Source organism: Micromonospora sp. NPDC005686 (assembly GCF_042871665.1).
Taxonomy (GTDB): Bacteria; Actinomycetota; Actinomycetes; order Mycobacteriales; family Micromonosporaceae; genus Micromonospora.
This window is the reverse complement of record NZ_JBIAIY010000010.1, coordinates 26,931-38,591: the sequence shown is the minus strand read 5'-3', so window position 1 is coordinate 38,591 and position 11,661 is coordinate 26,931. Positions and strand designations below refer to the sequence as shown.

Annotated in this window: 19 protein-coding genes; 12 read left to right on the top strand and 7 right to left on the bottom strand. The window is 72.9% G+C overall.

Going from position 1 to position 11,661, the window contains the following annotated elements; translation table 11 throughout:
* Window positions 1-47: 47 nt before the first annotated feature.
* The 3 genes from ACFYON_RS22340 (at window position 48) to ACFYON_RS22330 (ending at window position 1,389) form a co-directional block, all read left to right on the top strand.
* Window positions 48-437 (top strand): winged helix-turn-helix transcriptional regulator, encoded by a 390-nt coding sequence (locus ACFYON_RS22340; RefSeq protein ID WP_387189192.1) that lies wholly within the window; start codon window positions 48-50, stop codon window positions 435-437.
* A 10-nt stretch (window positions 438-447) separates the two neighbouring features.
* Complete coding sequence (locus ACFYON_RS22335; RefSeq protein WP_387189191.1) at window positions 448-1,053, top strand: YdeI family protein; 606 nt, start codon at window positions 448-450, stop codon at window positions 1,051-1,053.
* 156 nt (window positions 1,054-1,209) lie between these two features.
* Window positions 1,210-1,389: a hypothetical protein gene (locus ACFYON_RS22330; protein WP_387189190.1), complete on the top strand. Its 180-nt coding sequence runs from the start codon at window positions 1,210-1,212 to the stop codon at window positions 1,387-1,389.
* A 14-nt stretch (window positions 1,390-1,403) separates the two neighbouring features.
* Here the strand turns inward: ACFYON_RS22330 and ACFYON_RS22325 are convergent, their stop codons facing one another.
* Window positions 1,404-1,868 (bottom strand): MarR family winged helix-turn-helix transcriptional regulator, encoded by a 465-nt coding sequence (locus tag ACFYON_RS22325; protein WP_354873689.1) that lies wholly within the window; start codon window positions 1,866-1,868, stop codon window positions 1,404-1,406.
* A gap of 112 nt (window positions 1,869-1,980) precedes the next feature.
* Here ACFYON_RS22325 and ACFYON_RS22320 point away from each other — a divergent pair, with 112 nt between their 5' ends.
* From ACFYON_RS22320 to ACFYON_RS22300, 5 genes are all read left to right on the top strand, one after another.
* Window positions 1,981-2,757 (top strand): hypothetical protein, encoded by a 777-nt coding sequence (locus ACFYON_RS22320; RefSeq protein ID WP_355095513.1) that lies wholly within the window; start codon window positions 1,981-1,983, stop codon window positions 2,755-2,757.
* A 138-nt stretch (window positions 2,758-2,895) separates the two neighbouring features.
* Window positions 2,896-3,639 carry a class I SAM-dependent methyltransferase gene (locus ACFYON_RS22315; protein WP_355095515.1) on the top strand — a complete coding sequence of 248 codons (744 nt, stop codon included), beginning with the start codon at window positions 2,896-2,898 and terminating at the stop codon, window positions 3,637-3,639.
* A 57-nt stretch (window positions 3,640-3,696) separates the two neighbouring features.
* Window positions 3,697-4,194 (top strand): YcxB family protein, encoded by a 498-nt coding sequence (locus tag ACFYON_RS22310; protein WP_354873695.1) that lies wholly within the window; start codon window positions 3,697-3,699, stop codon window positions 4,192-4,194.
* A gap of 41 nt (window positions 4,195-4,235) precedes the next feature.
* On the top strand, window positions 4,236-4,556 hold the full coding sequence (locus ACFYON_RS22305; RefSeq protein WP_354873776.1) for a PadR family transcriptional regulator: 321 nt from the start codon (window positions 4,236-4,238) through the stop codon (window positions 4,554-4,556).
* Window positions 4,557-4,588: 32 nt separating this feature from the next.
* On the top strand, window positions 4,589-5,650 hold the full coding sequence (locus ACFYON_RS22300; RefSeq protein ID WP_354873696.1) for a hypothetical protein: 1,062 nt from the start codon (window positions 4,589-4,591) through the stop codon (window positions 5,648-5,650).
* Between the two features lie 12 nt (window positions 5,651-5,662).
* Here ACFYON_RS22300 and ACFYON_RS22295 read toward each other — a convergent pair whose 3' ends face one another.
* Window positions 5,663-7,069: an alpha/beta hydrolase gene (locus ACFYON_RS22295; RefSeq protein ID WP_355096157.1), complete on the bottom strand. Its 1,407-nt coding sequence runs from the start codon at window positions 7,067-7,069 to the stop codon at window positions 5,663-5,665.
* Between the two features lie 162 nt (window positions 7,070-7,231).
* Here ACFYON_RS22295 and ACFYON_RS22290 point away from each other — a divergent pair, with 162 nt between their 5' ends.
* Genes ACFYON_RS22290 through ACFYON_RS22280 form a run of 3 tightly spaced genes read left to right on the top strand, consistent with a single transcriptional unit; the run spans window position 7,232 to window position 8,221 of the window.
* Window positions 7,232-7,426 (top strand): DNA-binding protein, encoded by a 195-nt coding sequence (locus tag ACFYON_RS22290; RefSeq protein WP_354873698.1) that lies wholly within the window; start codon window positions 7,232-7,234, stop codon window positions 7,424-7,426.
* Between the two features lies 1 nt (window position 7,427).
* On the top strand, window positions 7,428-7,829 hold the full coding sequence (locus tag ACFYON_RS22285) for a VOC family protein (protein WP_355096155.1): 402 nt from the start codon (window positions 7,428-7,430) through the stop codon (window positions 7,827-7,829).
* Window positions 7,826-8,221 carry a hypothetical protein gene (locus ACFYON_RS22280; protein ID WP_355096154.1) on the top strand — a complete coding sequence of 132 codons (396 nt, stop codon included), beginning with the start codon at window positions 7,826-7,828 and terminating at the stop codon, window positions 8,219-8,221. The genes ACFYON_RS22285 and ACFYON_RS22280 overlap by 4 nt, the downstream gene beginning before the upstream one ends.
* A gap of 10 nt (window positions 8,222-8,231) precedes the next feature.
* Here ACFYON_RS22280 and ACFYON_RS22275 read toward each other — a convergent pair whose 3' ends face one another.
* The 3 genes from ACFYON_RS22275 to ACFYON_RS22265 all read right to left on the bottom strand — a co-directional run bounded on the left by ACFYON_RS22275 (window position 8,232) and on the right by ACFYON_RS22265 (window position 10,131).
* Window positions 8,232-8,630 (bottom strand): VOC family protein, encoded by a 399-nt coding sequence (locus ACFYON_RS22275; protein ID WP_355096152.1) that lies wholly within the window; start codon window positions 8,628-8,630, stop codon window positions 8,232-8,234.
* A gap of 9 nt (window positions 8,631-8,639) precedes the next feature.
* Window positions 8,640-9,386, bottom strand: a complete 747-nt coding sequence (locus ACFYON_RS22270; protein ID WP_355096150.1) for an alpha/beta hydrolase — start codon at window positions 9,384-9,386, stop codon at window positions 8,640-8,642.
* Between the two features lie 226 nt (window positions 9,387-9,612).
* Window positions 9,613-10,131, bottom strand: coding sequence for a helix-turn-helix domain-containing protein (locus tag ACFYON_RS22265; protein WP_355015123.1), 519 nt, complete (start codon window positions 10,129-10,131; stop codon window positions 9,613-9,615).
* A gap of 83 nt (window positions 10,132-10,214) precedes the next feature.
* Here ACFYON_RS22265 and ACFYON_RS22260 point away from each other — a divergent pair, with 83 nt between their 5' ends.
* Complete coding sequence (locus ACFYON_RS22260; protein ID WP_355015122.1) at window positions 10,215-10,619, top strand: nuclear transport factor 2 family protein; 405 nt, start codon at window positions 10,215-10,217, stop codon at window positions 10,617-10,619.
* Between the two features lie 36 nt (window positions 10,620-10,655).
* Here ACFYON_RS22260 and ACFYON_RS22255 read toward each other — a convergent pair whose 3' ends face one another.
* Together ACFYON_RS22255 and ACFYON_RS22250 are read right to left on the bottom strand one after the other, a co-directional pair.
* On the bottom strand, window positions 10,656-10,931 hold the full coding sequence (locus ACFYON_RS22255; protein WP_355015121.1) for a hypothetical protein: 276 nt from the start codon (window positions 10,929-10,931) through the stop codon (window positions 10,656-10,658).
* Between the two features lie 149 nt (window positions 10,932-11,080).
* The gene (locus ACFYON_RS22250; protein ID WP_354873714.1) at window positions 11,081-11,449 is read right to left on the bottom strand and encodes a YciI family protein; all 369 of its coding nucleotides are present in this window, start codon (window positions 11,447-11,449) and stop codon (window positions 11,081-11,083) included.
* Between the last annotated feature and the right edge of the window lie 212 nt (window positions 11,450-11,661).

Sequence of the window (11,661 nt, the reverse complement as noted above, 5' to 3'; positions counted from 1 at the left end):
GCGCCGGGTGCCGGTTACCGCAACGGTACCGGCGTTACGCTTTGACGGTGACGCCGCTCGATCCGGACATGTTCGATCCCGCGTGCCCGTCGCGGGTGATGCCGCTGCGGATCGGCGACAAGTGGACCGCGATGGTGGTGCTGTGCCTGGAACACGGGCCGCGCCGGTTCACCGAGCTGCGGGTGCCGCTGCGCACGATCACGCCGAAGGTGCTGGCCGAGACGCTGCGGGCGATGGAACGCGACGGGCTGGTCACGCGTACCGCATACGACGAGAACCCGCCGCGCGTGGAGTACACGCTGACGCCGCTGGGCCGCAGCCTGCTGACGCTGGTCGCGGCCGCCCGGTCGTGGAGCGAGGAGCACCTGGACGAGTTGCTGGCCGCCCGCCGGTCACACGAGCGGCGGGCCGGCGCCGATGTCGTACCCTCGGCATAGCCTGACGGCCATGGGAAGCGCCGAGCTGGACGAGCTGATCGTGCCCGACGCGGGCGCACTGCGCGCCTGGCTGTCCGCCCACCACGACACGTCGCCCGGCGTCTGGCTCGCCCTGACCCGCAAGGGCGGCTCGGTCACCACCCTGACCTGGCAGCAGGCCGTCGACGAGGCGCTCTGCTTCGGCTGGATCGACGGGCAGGCCCGCAAGCGCGACCACGAGAGCTCCTGGATCCGCTACACCCCGCGCCGGGCCCGCAGCTCCTGGTCGCAGCGCAACGTCGGGCACGTCGCCCGGCTGGAGTCGGAGGGGCGGATGACGCCCGCGGGGCGTGCCGCGGTGGAGGCCGCGAAGGCGGACGGTCGCTGGGCGGCGGCCTACGCACCGCCGTCGGAGGCCGAGGTGCCGGCCGACCTGCTCGCCGCCGTCGCGGCCGAGCCCGCCGCCCAGGCCATGTTCGACGTGCTCACCAGCGCCAACAGGTTCGCGCTCATCCACCGGCTCAACGCGGTCAAACGCGCGGAGACCCGGACGCGCAAGATCGGCGAGTTCGTCGCCATGCTGGCCCGCCACGATACGTTCCACCCGCAGAAGGCAAAGCCGCCGCGCCCGTCGTGACGTCAGCCCGCCCGGGAACGCCCGTACCGCCGATTCCGGCACCCGGGCCGTGACCGACGGAGGTCCAGCCGGGCGTACGCTCGAACGAGCCGACGGTGGGAGGTCGCCCGCGATGATCCCGGTGCTGATCCTGTTCGGGGTTCTCCTCGGGCGCTGGTGGCGGTCGTCGCTCGTCGCCGCCGCGCTGGCCTGCCGGCCCTGCTGGTCGCGACCGACGTGATGGACGTCGGCACCGGACTGCTCGGCGCGGCGGTGCTCGCCGTCGTCAACACCGGCGCCGGCGTGCTGCTCCATCAGGGTGCCCGCCTGGCCGTCCGGAGGCTACGGGCCTCCTGAGGCGGGCCGGTCCGCTACCCGGCGCCGCCGGTGTTGTTGATCATCCGCCGGAGCACCTTGAGGGTCGTGACGTAGTCCGCGTCGTCGACGCCCTCGTGGATGCGGGCCCGGATCGCCGGCGCGTGCTGCTTGAGGCGGACCCGGGCGGCCTCCCCCGCTTCCGTGATCCGCAGCCGGCCGTCGGCGTCGCGGCTGAGCCAGCCGCGTTCCAGCAGCACCTCTGCCTCGGCGTCCAGGTCGTCCTCGGCCCGCAGATACGAGGCCATCGCCTGCTGCAGCTCGGTGACGGTCAGCCCGCCGCCGCCGGGCAGGAGGTCGTCCGGGGACAGGTTGCGCAGAAGCCAGAACTGGGGCTGGGTGAAGCCGTGCGCGGCCTGCTGGGCTCGGGTGAAGGCGATCAGTGACTCGTACGCGACGCCCGTCCAGTAGGCGGCGGGCTGGCCCGCGAGTTCGGCGTCGGACAGGTGCGGCGTCGTCATGGTGCTCTACCTCCAGCAGTGGTCGGATGAGCACGACGCTAGGACCTCAACCACGCTTCAGATCAAGCCGCGAGGGGCACCGCGTTCCGGTCGGCCCCGGCATGATGGGGCGATGCGGGTAACGATGGCGACCGACGCGGGACATCCCGGCCGCACCAATGAGGATTTCGCCGGCGCCGTCCCCTGCGGCATGGTCCTGGTCGACGGCGCCGGTGGCATCTCCGGCGCGGGCGAGGTCTGCCACCACGGCATCGCCTGGTACGCGACCCGGCTCGGCGGCGCGCTGCTCGGCGTGCTGTCCGAGGATCGGAGCCTGCGCGACGTGCTGGCCGAGGGCATCGAGCGGGTCACCGGCCAGCACCGCGACACCTGCGACGTCACCCACCCGATCAGCCCGTTCGCGGCAGTGGCGATGCTCCGGTTCTCCGGCGGGACCGTCGAGCACCTGGTCCTCGGCGACGCGGTGGCAGTCGTCGGCCGTGCCGGCGGTGAGCCCGTCGTCGCCCACGATCCGCGTGAGGTGGTGATCGCCCGGTCCTTCGAGGAGCGGCTGAAGAACGTGCCCGAGGGCGGCGACGAGTACCGGCGGCTGTTCATGGAGCTGCGGACCCGGCGGAACAGCCCCGGCGGGTTCTGGGTCGCCAAGGACGACCCTCGCGTGGTGGAGGAGGCGGTCACCGGCGAGTGCCCCGCCGACGACGTGACCGGTGCGGCGCTGCTCAGCAACGGCGCGAGCCGTCTCGTCGACACGTTCGGCCTGACCGGCTGGCCGGGGCTGCTGCGCCTGCTGGAGACCGACGGCCCCGCCGAGGTCATCCGCCGGGTGCGCGAGGCCGAGGCACGCGACGGCGTCGCCACCGACGACGCGACGGCCATCTGCCGCACCTGACTGTCGCGGTGACGGTGGACGGGAGGGCCCCTTCGCTCCCGCCCGTGCCGCCACCCTAGGGGCACACCGGGCAGCCCGTCCTCCCCCGCCGCAGCAACCGGGGTGCGCCGGCCGGGCGCCCTCGTGTTGACTGCGGCGATGGACCGTCAACGGCTCAGCAGCATCGCGCACTCGCACCACCCGATCGCGGCCCCGCTCTCCGGCGTCAACGTCAACCGGCTGCTGCGCCGGGCCGGTCGCCGGCCGGCCGCCCGGATCCTCGACCTGGGCTGCGGCGAGGCCGCCTGGGCGTTGCAGGCCCTCGCCCACCACCCGGACGGGCACGCCGACGGCGTGGACCTCAACCCGTACGCGCTGGAGCGCGCCGCCGACGCCGCCGCCGTGCGCGGCCTCGCCGACCGGCTCACGCTGCACGAGCGCGACGCCCGGTCGTACGTGCCGGACGGCGACTACGACCTGGTGCTCTGTGTCGGGTCGACGCACGCGTTCGGCGGGTTCGCCGGGACGCTGGAACTGGCCGGTCGGCATGTGAACGTCGACGGCATCCTGATGGTGGGTGAGGGATTCTGGCAGGTGCCGCCGACGCCGGAGGCGCTGGCGGCGCTGGGCGCGAAGCCCGACGACCACACCGACCTCGCCGGCCTGGTCGCGGCCGCCGAGCAGGCCGGCTGGACCCCGGTGTACGCGCACGTCAGCGACGCCGCCGAGTGGGACGACTACGAGTGGTCGTGGACCGGCTCGCTGACCGAGTGGGCGCTGGACAACCCGGGTCACCCGGATGCCGCCGGCGCGCTGGCCGCCGCCCGGGAGCACCGCGACCAGTGGCTGCGGGGATACCGCGGCGTGCTGGGGTTCGTGACGCTGGTGCTGCGCCGGGTCTGACCGGCGCCCTACGCGGGTCCAGCCCGGGACAGGCGGGCGGGGCACTATCGTTCGGGCGTGCAAATCCGTTTCGCCGTACCGGCCGATCCCGCCTATCCGGCCCGCGTGGCCGCCGCGCTCGCCGCCGCCCGGCTGCGCCGGTTCGGCTACATCGGCGCGGCCCTCGCCGTGGTCGGTGTGATCGGCTTGGTCGCCTCGCAGGCGTCGGAGCGGGGTGACCGGTTCGCGTCGTTGTGGACGACGCTGATCGTGGCCGGGGCACTGTCCATGCTGTACGCGCCCTGGGTGCGGTGGCGGGCCCGGCGCCGCTCCGGCGGCTACGCCGTCGAGGGCGGCTACGACATCGACGACCGCAACATCATGATGCGCAGCGGTTCGGAGTCCGGCGGCATCGCCTGGGACGGCGTCACGCGGGTCACCGAGACCCCGGACTTCTGGATCGTGTACGTCGGACGGATGCCGGCCACTGTGATCCCCCGCTGGCTGATGTCCGCCGAGGACGCCGGGACGCTGCGTGCCTTCATGGCCGAGCGGCAACTGCTCGGCGACCGTTGACCATGTATTGATTAACTGTATATGTTGTTCCAGTGAGCGAGATGCGTGAGGCGACCTTCCTGATCCTGACCGCGCTGGCCGACGAGCCGCGCCACGGCTACGGGATCATCCAGGAGGTCGCCGGCCTGTCCGGCGGACGCGTCAACCTGCTGCCGGGCACGCTCTACGCCGCACTGGACCGGCTGGTCGCGCAGGGCCTCGTCGACCTCAGCCACGAAGAGGTGGTCGACGGCCGACTCCGCCGCTACTACCGGCTACGCACCGACGGCCAAGCCGAGCTGGCACGCCAGACCGAGCGGCTGCGGCAGCTCGCGTCCGCCGCCGAGTCCCGGCTGCGCGCCCTGCGGCCCCGCACCGCCTGACCCCACCGTCGCGGCCTCATAGGGAGACACCCATGCACCGCTGGCTGCTGCTGGCCTACCCCCGTGACTACCGCCGGGCACGCGGAGCCGAGATCCTGGAGACGGTACGGGACGTCGGCCCGGCCCACCGGCGTACCCGGGTGGCCGCGAATCTCGTACGCCATGGTCTGCGCGCCCGGCTGGGACGGCCGGCGAGCCGCACAGTGGTGGCCTGGGCGGCGGTCTTCGCCCTGGTCTGCGGCTTGTTCGCCGGCTCGTTCGGCACCTGGCTCGCCTGGCTCGGTTCCCGCCCGCTCGACCACCGGGACCTCGCCGCCGTGGTCGGCCAGCTCTACCCGGACCGGCAGGCCGGCCACCTCGACCAGGACGACCCGCCCGCCGTGTTCCTCATCTACGGCCACCCGCTGAACGGGGACCTCCTGTCCGAGCTGCTGCTCGGCGACGGCGGCGAGTACGCACTGGCCGAGCTGACCGCGTCGTTCGACCAGGCGCCGGCCGCCGGCCTCACCGAGCTGAGGCAGCGCCTGGACGCCGCCGGCTGGGAGCAGAGCGAGCCCGTCCACTCCGACGCGTACGGCTGCGTTTCCGGCAGTCCGCGATGCGACCCGGCGACCATCCCCTCCGACATCACCGTGTACGCCGAGCGCGGCGATCACATCCTCGCTGTGGAGCTCAACGCCGAGGGCTCGATGAGCCTCATCCTCAGCCGCGCCACCCCCGGCACCGCCTATCCCGCCGGTCTGCTCGCCTTCGTGCTGGGCGCGATCGGCGGCTGGGTGCTGTTCGGCTGGGCCAGCCGCCGCACCGAGGGACGACGGCCGCTGGTGCAGGGGCCGGCGAAGGTCCTGTACGGCGTCGCGATGGTGTTCTGGACCGCGCCGATCCTGCTGGGCGTGCCGCCGATGCTCACGCACCACCTGAACGAGCCGCATCCGCGCTGGCACGTGCCGTGGGAGTGGCTCGGCCAGCCCACCATGTCGCTGCCGTTCCTGCTCGGCGCGGTCCTGCTGCTGCTCGTACTGGGCCTGGCGGCGCTGCCGCACCGGCGCCCGGCGGCCCGTACGCTCGCCGGGGCGCCGGGACCGGCGGCCTAGCAGCGCGCCGGGTCAGCTCGCCGGGCAGCGCGCGCCGGGGGCGGGCAACGTCAGGTCGACGAGGTACCGGTCCACCACTGCCTCCGTGCAGTCGTTGCGCTGGTAGGTGCCGTGGCCCCAGCCCTCGTAGGTGACCAGGCGCCCGTGCCGGCCGAGTTGCCGGGCGACGTTCACCGCCCAGGTGTAGCCGGTGCGGGGATCGTGCCGGGCGTTGAGCAGCAGCAGCGGCGTGCGGGTGTGCACATTCAGCTCGTGCGGCTGGTTGCGGACCGGGGACGGCCAGCCCAGGCAGGTCTGCACGGCCAGCAGGCCGGCGCCGTACCGGACGTCCGGGGCGGCGGCCGCGGCGTCCCGGACCAGGCCGGCGTATTCGGTGTGGTCGCGTACCTGCGCCGGCCAGTCCGCGCAGAATGCCGCGACCGAGAGCGGCAAGTTCACCCCCGGTGGCGGCGTGCCGGCGTCCATGTCCCGCACCGTCACCGCGAGTTGCGGCCAGCGCGGGCCGGCGAGCAGGCCGAGTGCCACGGCGGTGACGTCGAAGGCGGTACGGGGGGCGTACTCGCCACGGTCCGCGCGGCCCAGCACCCGCGCCCACACCGACCGTACGTCCCGTTCGTGGAGCACACAGTCGGCCGACCTGTCGCACCAGGACACGAACTCGTCGAACGAGTCCTGCAACGTGGCGGCCTGTGTCCGCACGAAGGACCGCACGTCGAGGCTGTGGTCGAACACGCCCTCCAGCACGACCGCCCGCACGCGGCCGGGGTAGCGCTCGGCGTACTGCTGGCCCAGCAGTGTGCCGTACGAGCTGCCGTGGAAGGACAGCCGCCGCTCCCCCAGCGCCCGCCGCAACGCGTCGAGGTCACGGACGGTGCTGAGCGTGTCGGCGTGGTCGAACACCGGGCTGGTCGGGCGGCACCTGCTCCACAGTGCCCGGTTGTAGGCCACCGCGGCGTCGAAGTCGGCCTGACCGGCCGGCGGGAGTGGCGGCTTGCGCAGCGCCGGATCCGGGGTGCAGGCGGGCGCGGCGCTGCGGGCGACCGTACGCGGGTCGAAGCTGACCAGGTCGAACCGGTCCAGCAACTCGCCGCTGAACCGGTCGCCCTTACGGATGCGTTCCACCCCCGAGTCACCGGGGCCGCCCGGCCCGAACACCAGCGTGCCCACCCGCCGCTCCGGCGCTCGCGCGAGCCGGCGTGCCACGGCGAGTTCGAACGTCGGGCCGTTCGGCCGGGACCAGTCCACCGGCACGCGGAGCCGGCCGCATCGCACGCGCTCATCCGGCGGGACGTTCGGCAGGTCGTCGGCGCACTCGCCCCAGACGAGCCGCTGCGGCGGGCCACCGGCGCGGGCCGCGCCGGGTAGTCCCGCCAGGACGGTGAGCGCGGCGAGGGCGACGGCCACGGTACGTCGGAACACGGCACCTCCCGGTGTCTGGATGCCTGTCGATTCTTCAGCGGCGTCCCACCCGAGTCCCATACGGAAACGCCCCGATATGCCCGTCGGGCCTTTCCCCCATTCCGTCCCTGACCGCCGAGGGACGGGCAGGCGAGCCGTGCCGTGGCGGTCTAGCATCGGGCGATGACGTCGCCCCTGGACCGCCTGCCGAAGATCAGCGCACCGGCCACGCGGGCGCTGAACGCGGCCGGCTACACCACGCTGCGCCGGCTCGCCGGCGTGCCGCGCGCGGATCTGGCCCGTCTGCACGGCATGGGGCCGAAGGCGCTGGGCATCATCGAGGCCGCCCTCGACGAGCACGATCTGCGGCTGAGCTGACATGGCCAGGAACCAGGTGACCGCGGTGCCGGTCGGGCGGCTCCACCACCTGATCGTCGACTGCCCGGACCCGATGGCCGAGGCACGGTTCTGGAGCGCGGTCCTCGGCGACCCGATCACGTACGCCGACGACGACTTCACAGTCGTGTCGGCGAGTACGGCGACGTCCGGGCTGGCGTTCCAGCGCGCCGCCGGGCTGACGCCGCCGACATGGCCGGGTCCGGCGGTGCCGCAGCAGATGCACCTCGACGTGATGGTCGACGACCAGGACGCGGCGGGTACGGCGGTGCTCGCGCTGGGCGCGCGGCGGCTGCCGGGCGACCACGTGTACGCCGATCCGGCGGGCCATCCGTTCTGCCTGATCCGGCGTCCCACCTGGGCGCCGCCGGTGGGGTCCGCGTGACCGGCGGCCGGCATGTGCGCCGGGTCCGTCCCTACCACTGGGGTGCCGTCTACCTCAGGGACGCGGACTGCGAGGAGGAGTTCGACATCGACTTCCACGACGGCGACGGTCCGGTGTTCGCCACCACGCACCATGTCGCCGTGCCGGTCGTCCACGCCGCCATGGCGGACGAGGGAAAGGCCGACGTCACCCTCGACATCCGGGTGACGTCGCAGCGGGTGGCGGGGCATCCGCACGAGGCGACCCTCGACGTCCCCTCCGGGCGGCTCTACGTCGGCGACGCCGACGGCGACGACGAGATCGCGCTCGCGCCGGGCCGCTGGCTGTTGCAGTTCGCCGTGGACGACGCGACGGAGGCGCACCACGTCGAGCTGGTGGTGTCACCGCTCTGACCGATTGCTGCTACGGCGCCTCCTGGTAGGAGATGAACTCCAGCAGGCTTCCGTCCGGGTCGCGGAAGTAGACGCTGGTCCCGGCGCCACCGGCACCGACCCGCCGGACCGGTCCCGTCTCCACCTCGACGCCGTGCCGCCGCAGGTGCGACACCGCCTCCTCGATCGGCCCCGCCCAGACGAAGCAGATGTCGCTGTTGCCCGGGCGGACCGGGACGCGGGCGACGTTGCCGCCGAGGTCGAGACCCGGCCCGTGCACGCTCAACTGCTGAGGGCCGATCCGGAAGGCGACGCGGTCGCCGCCGACGCCGATCACCTCGGCGCCGACGACGTCGCGATAGAAGCCGGTGGCGGCCCGCCAGTCGGACACGGCGATGACGACATGGTCGAGTCCGGTAACGGGCGCCATGCCCCCACCCTATGGGCTCGGCGGCGTCCTCAGGTGGCGGACGAAGAACCGGTTCGCGGGCTCCCCCTCGAACTGCGGTACGCCCGTGTGCCCGCCCATGTTGGCGTGCAGCGTCTTCTCCGCCGAGCCGAAGGCGTCGAACAGGTCCAGTGCCATCTGCCGGTCGTTGCCCTCGTCGTCCCACTGCAGCAGGACATGCAGCGGGATGGTGACCCGCCGCGCTTCCTCGACGATGGCGCGCGGCACGAAGCTCCCGGCGAACAGGAGCGCGGCCACGATGCGCGGTTCGACCAGCGCCAGCCGTACGCCGATCGAGATCACCCCGCCGGCGTACCCGACCGGCCCGCCGACCTCGGGCAGTGTGAGGAGGGCGTCCAGCGCGGCCCGACACTCCGGGACCGCCTTGTCGACCAGCGGCAGGACGAGCCGGTCGACGACCTCGTCGGCGACCGGCTCACCGGCCGCCAGCGCGCGGCGCAGGTCGGCGCGGGCCTGCTCGGCGGCGGCGGACGCGGGCCAGTCGCCGCTACCGGGAAGCTCGATGGTGGCGGCCGCGAAGCCCTGCGCGACGCAGCCCTCCGCCCGGGCCACCAGGCGGGGATACATCCGGCGCAGGCCGCCGGGGTGACCGAGCAGGATCAGCGGGGCCGGCGCGGACGTGGATGCGGGCGTCCACAGGATGCCCGGGATCTCGCCGAGGGTGAACTCGCGTTCGCGGACGCCGTCGGCGAGGCGCTGTTCGGAGGTGAAGCGCATGGTCGTGCCTTTCGGGAGTGCGACGGCGCTCCCGGACGACCTATCGCCCGGCCGTGACCCCCGAGGGGAGCACCCATGTCGTTACTGCGGTCACGGGTACCACCTCCCTCGTCCTGCGGCACGGCCACCGGAAAGCTAACAGCGCTCGCCGGGGCCGCCAACCGGTTTTCACGGTTCACCGTGGCGGCCGCGGCCTGCCGGTGCCAAGATGCTCCACGCCGGACCGTCAGCCGTGCTCGAATCCGGCGAAGACGACCGCGAGCGTGCGGGCCTGCAGGTGCTCGTCCCATCCACCGTGCAGGGCGCCCTGGCACATGCCGGCGAGCAGCGCCATCACCTCGGGTAGCCGTACCGAGTCGGCGACGGCGCCCGCGGCCTGGGCCTGTTCCAGCAGCCTGCCCACCGCCTCATCCAGGTGGCCTACCGCGTCCGGAAGCCGGATGTCCACACCGGATCCGGCGAGCAGGTCGACAGCGGTCTTCTTCGCGGCGGCCTGCGCCACCGTGTGCCTGAAGAACGCGAAGAGGTCGCGCCTTCCAGCCTCCTCGACGAGCTGTGCGAGCAGTCGCTTCATGAGTGCGACGAGCAGATCCTCCTTGGTGGGGAAATGACGAAAGACCGTGCCGATGGCGACGCCGGCCCTGCGGGCCACCTCCTCGGTGGAGGCGCGTGTGCCGAACTCGGTGAAGACCGCCTCGGCGGCGTCCAGGATGCGTGCCCGGTTGCGCTGCGCGTCGGCGCGCAAGGGCGGACCCTCTACCAAAGTGAGCCTCCACTCATTATTCTCGACCGGAAGTCGAGTCATCACTCATTATCTCGGAGGTCGGCATGACACCACAGGAGATCTTCGACGGCATGTGCGCCCGGTGGCTGGCGAACCTTCCCACCTTCGAGGCGGATTCGCTCGCCGACGACGTGGTGATCGAGACGCCCTTCGCCGCACCCGGCCATCCGACGCGCACCGAGGGAAAACAAGCCGTTCTCCAGTTCACGCAAGCGGGCCGGGCGTTGTTCCCGGTGCGATTCGACGACTGCCGCGGCGTGGTCGTACACGAGACCGCCGACCCCGAGGTGATAGTGGTCGAATACGAACTCGTCGGTACGCACACGACGACCGGGGTGACCGCCTCCGCGCCGTTCATCGGAGTGTTGCGCACCCGGGACGGCAAGCTGGCCCACTGGCGCGAATACCAGCACACCCTCGTCATCGCTCAGGCCGCCGGCCAGGCTTGAACCCGCATCACCACGGAGCGCCGCGCACCACCCGGCTCAGTTGGTCGCCGTCGGCGACGGGGCGAACGGCCACGGCTGCGGGCCGAACAGCGCCGTACACGCGGTGAGGAGCCCGCGCTGCGCCTCGGCCATGCGCGCGTCGACCGGGCCGGTGTCCTCGTTCGGGTCGTTCCGGACGAACATGTCTCCGGATTCCTTCGTCACCACCGCCAGTCGCTCGCCGGCCTCCCGGACGCCCGGGTCGGTCGCCCTGCGGGCGCGCAGGGCGATCGGCGAGTTCGAGGTGAAGCGGACGTCCTGCTGCTCGATCACCCGGGCCACCATGTTGCACGCCCCGGTCGCGACCTTGTCCGCGGGCGCGGTCGAGCCGGCCTGCGGAGCGGCCGACGACGTCCCAATGGTGGGCGTGGCTGCCGTCCGGGTGCCACGCCCACCCCGTCATCGCGTCGACGTCGGACCCGTCACCGGCCGGCCGCGCGGAGCATCGCCTCCGTCTCGGGGTCGGGCATGATCTCCCGGACCTCCTGGGCGCAGCGGCACGAGACGGCGATCTTGGCGGCCCACTTCAGCGCCTCGTCGCGTGAGGCCACGTCGAGGACCACGAACCCGCCGATGACCTCCTTGGTCTCCGGGAACGGCCCGTCGGTGACCACCCCGTCCGTACCGACGATGCTCGCCTGCTGGCGTTCGAGCCCGGTGCCGTACACGAACACGCCCGCGTTCACGGCCTCCTGGATGACCGCGTGCGCCTCCTTGCCCACCTGAGGCATCTCCTCGGCGGGGATGTGGTCCATCGCGCCGTCGTTGAACGAGATCAGGTACCGCGGCATGCCATGACTCCCTTGTCCGGGCGACCCGGTGCGGCCGCCTCTCACCCGTACTACGAACGAGCCGTCCCGGATCCGACGTCGCCCGGCACCGGATTCAGCGCGCTTCGAGGGGGCAGCAGCTCGCGCGGCGTGTCGGGCGAGAACGGCGGTTCGCCGATCGCCCACAGGCGGAACCCGCGTCGGTGAACGCCTTCGTCATGGCGTGCGACGGC

Coding starts and splice junctions, on each gene's coding strand:
- ACFYON_RS22315 (WP_355095515.1), top strand. CDS start 2,896: ATGGACCGTCAACGGCTCAGCAGCATCGCGCACTCGCACCACCCGATC.
- ACFYON_RS22305 (WP_354873776.1), top strand. CDS start 4,236: ATGCGTGAGGCGACCTTCCTGATCCTGACCGCGCTGGCCGACGAGCCG.
- ACFYON_RS22300 (WP_354873696.1), top strand. CDS start 4,589: ATGCACCGCTGGCTGCTGCTGGCCTACCCCCGTGACTACCGCCGGGCA.
- ACFYON_RS22250 (WP_354873714.1), bottom strand. CDS start 11,449: ATGCCGCGGTACCTGATCTCGTTCAACGACGGCGCGATGGACCACATC.
- ACFYON_RS22275 (WP_355096152.1), bottom strand. CDS start 8,630: ATGGCGCCCGTTACCGGACTCGACCATGTCGTCATCGCCGTGTCCGAC.
- ACFYON_RS22290 (WP_354873698.1), top strand. CDS start 7,232: ATGACGTCGCCCCTGGACCGCCTGCCGAAGATCAGCGCACCGGCCACG.
- ACFYON_RS22285 (WP_355096155.1), top strand. CDS start 7,428: ATGGCCAGGAACCAGGTGACCGCGGTGCCGGTCGGGCGGCTCCACCAC.
- ACFYON_RS22270 (WP_355096150.1), bottom strand. CDS start 9,386: ATGCGCTTCACCTCCGAACAGCGCCTCGCCGACGGCGTCCGCGAACGC.
- ACFYON_RS22335 (WP_387189191.1), top strand. CDS start 448: ATGGGAAGCGCCGAGCTGGACGAGCTGATCGTGCCCGACGCGGGCGCA.
- ACFYON_RS22325 (WP_354873689.1), bottom strand. CDS start 1,868: ATGACGACGCCGCACCTGTCCGACGCCGAACTCGCGGGCCAGCCCGCC.
- ACFYON_RS22320 (WP_355095513.1), top strand. CDS start 1,981: ATGCGGGTAACGATGGCGACCGACGCGGGACATCCCGGCCGCACCAAT.
- ACFYON_RS22260 (WP_355015122.1), top strand. CDS start 10,215: ATGACACCACAGGAGATCTTCGACGGCATGTGCGCCCGGTGGCTGGCG.